This window comes from Pseudobacteroides sp., from assembly GCF_036567765.1.
Lineage (GTDB): Bacteria > Bacillota > Clostridia > Acetivibrionales > DSM-2933 > Pseudobacteroides.
The window spans coordinates 1-2,630 of record NZ_DATCTU010000056.1; the positions used below are offsets into that span (position 1 = coordinate 1).

Annotated in this window: 3 protein-coding genes; all 3 read right to left on the bottom strand. The window is 35.3% G+C overall.

What is annotated here, in order from left to right; all coding sequences use genetic code 11:
• Window positions 1–437: 437 nt before the first annotated feature.
• Window positions 438–863, bottom strand: a complete 426-nt coding sequence (locus tag VIO64_RS08860; protein WP_331917258.1) for a hypothetical protein — start codon at window positions 861–863, stop codon at window positions 438–440.
• 267 nt (window positions 864–1,130) lie between these two features.
• Window positions 1,131–1,661 carry a ribosomal-processing cysteine protease Prp gene (locus VIO64_RS08865; RefSeq protein ID WP_331917259.1) on the bottom strand — a complete coding sequence of 177 codons (531 nt, stop codon included), beginning with the start codon at window positions 1,659–1,661 and terminating at the stop codon, window positions 1,131–1,133.
• A 293-nt stretch (window positions 1,662–1,954) separates the two neighbouring features.
• Window positions 1,955–2,413 carry a hypothetical protein gene (locus VIO64_RS08870; RefSeq protein ID WP_331917261.1) on the bottom strand — a complete coding sequence of 153 codons (459 nt, stop codon included), beginning with the start codon at window positions 2,411–2,413 and terminating at the stop codon, window positions 1,955–1,957.
• Window positions 2,414–2,630 lie beyond the last annotated feature (217 nt).

Below are 2,630 nucleotides of genomic sequence, written 5' to 3' on the forward strand. Positions count from 1 at the left end.
TTTTTAAATTTTATAGTGTCCAGCCTTAAGAGGTCACTCTCTTTTTCACTTGCACTACCCATTATTTTCTTATGGGTGCAAGCTATACCAGTAATGAATTTACATTGACTTTTTGTTGAAAAATATTTGCAACACTAATGACATAATTATTTAAATATCTATTTTACTTCAAAGAAATGTCCCTAGCAATATTTTGATTTGTGTCACCTAACGTCTGCCATTTGCGACGCGTCCGAACCGGACCCGTAAGAATACCCGTGAGTGGCTTTAGCCCGGTGAGGCGGTGTGGGCAGGATGACCTTATGCTCCTTCTTCGTAGCACTTCTACATGAGTTGCCCTTTACGCAAATGGACTTGTTATGTGCAGTTTCCTGTCCCCAGAGCCAGAAGCGTCCAAGGATAGACGCTCCATAAACTCAACCATTACACACTGTTTATCATTCCATAGCTTTAACATATTGTATATTTCCCTCTTGGAATACACCATTTTTGTATATCTCAGTATTCTTTTCGTCTACATCAAATCCTGTTATAAATGAAATAATTACATCATCTATTTTATCAGTATTTTTCTCTGTGTAATATATTTTCAAAACGCCTTCTTCACTATAGACTTCAATTTTTTCATAAGGTTTCCAACTCTTAAAATATGCAGATGCAGATATACTACCTGAATGAGGACGCATACTCATAATCTGAACGTTTCCATCCTTAATTTCAAAATTAACCGCACTATCCTTATTTTGAGCTGTTATATCTGTAAAATTTATTATAGCTGTATTCTTTTTAACATTCCCTGTTCTAGTTTCTGAACATCCAACTAAAGCTAAAATAAAAATCACAATAAATACTATTCTTTTCATTTAATCATCCCTTTCAAAAAAATAACTTCGAAGCACTTCTTTCAAAAAACCGGCCCACGGATGGCCACGGATGGGACGGAAAACTACAGGAAATTTCACATAACGTTTGCCATTTGCGGCGTCGAAGAATCGGACCTACAGAGGCGGTGCTTGCACCCGATGATTCGATGCAGGCAGGATGACCTCATGCTCCTACTCCAGAGAACTTTCTACATGCTTTGCCCTTTACGCAAATGGACTTGTTATATGACGTTTCCACAACATACCTTAATCCTTTTCATAAACTACTCTAACAAATTCTTCGCCATAAGAATTCTGTATATCCTCTAATCCTGAAACCATTGATTTTACTAATAATTCTGCCTCATTGCTTCCTCTGCCATATTTGAGCTTTGGTAAATAGCACTTTACATAGCCATCTTCTTTAACATCTTTTATGTATTTTTCAGTAGTATATCTGTCAACTGAATTTATTGTATTTATTACTAATATAGAAACCGCTGAACAAATTATGTCTTGCCCTTTATCAGCATATCCTGAATGTCCCGAAACAATAAATCCATACTTTATTCCTTTCTCATTTTCAAAAACCACTACTTCTATACCTTTGCTAGTATTACTATGATCTTTTCCTAAATCTTCAAACTCTACCTTTGCCTTTTCTTCATCATAGTCATAATCAACTTTCGTAACTGTATTAGTTGGAGATACTGTTTTTGTTCCATCACTATTCGCCACACACCCGGAAACGAAAGAAAGAATTAAAACGGTTACCAATAATAATATTTTAGATTTCATAATCAACCTCCATAAAATAATCCTTCGAAGCTTTTCTTTGAAATGTTGTGGTAATGTCATATAACCTTGCTGATTCACGACGTTCCTGAATCGAACCCACAGAGCCTTTCTTCTTTGGCGGCAGCTTGCTCGCCCGGTGAAGGAATGTGGCGAGTCCTTCTTCATGTTCCTGCTTCAGAGACTACTTCATGCTCTTTCCTACGAGCCCTTGTGTGAATCTTTTGTTAGCCGATTTTAGACGACCCGCGAAGCCAGAGACTTCCAAGGACGGAAGTCCCTAAAAAACAGTATACTTAAGTACTTTGTATAATTTCATCTTGATAGTATTTTAAAGCCTCTAAAAAAATCCAATTGCCAATTTGACCATTATCGTTTGCCTCTTTAAGTATATAAGCTTTGACCTGTTGTGATCTTAACCTTCCCAATGCTATAGCAATAAAAGTTCTGGCTCCTCTATCATCATTTGATAATATGCTAAACATTTCATTTTCATATGGTTTTAATAACTCAACCGAATACTCCTTAATAAAAAATGATGCCTTATGAGGAGCATCTCCAAAATCATCAAAATCACCAGAAATGCTAATTAGTTCCTTTAATATTGTATCATCATTTTCTTTAACTTTACACTCAAAATAATTATTTGCTATTGTTGATGAATGCATTGCTAAGACAAGTAATTCCCTAATAGTACTATTATCAATTTTTTCTGCTTTCAGTAACTCTTTTGCTTCTTTATCATAGAAATTCATCTGAATTACCCCTTATTAAACTTCAGTATGCTCTCGGAAACTCCGAGGGCTTTATTTATCTGACTTTTGAGAGTTGAATTTTCTTTTTCACCCCCACAAATCAGTTAAAATTTTATTAAAATTTCCAGCTATAATTTCCACAATTATACTAATGTGGTATTGTACCACCTTGACAAATCCGCTCGTCTCCAAAAATGGAGTTGTATGGATATTTTTT

What these genes read in the sequence shown, in the direction of transcription:
- VIO64_RS08860 (WP_331917258.1), bottom strand. Translation starts at nt 863, where the DNA reads ATGAAAAGAATAGTATTTATTGTGATTTTTATTTTAGCTTTAGTTGGA.
- VIO64_RS08865 (WP_331917259.1), bottom strand. Translation starts at nt 1,661, where the DNA reads ATGAAATCTAAAATATTATTATTGGTAACCGTTTTAATTCTTTCTTTC.
- VIO64_RS08870 (WP_331917261.1), bottom strand. Translation starts at nt 2,413, where the DNA reads ATGAATTTCTATGATAAAGAAGCAAAAGAGTTACTGAAAGCAGAAAAA.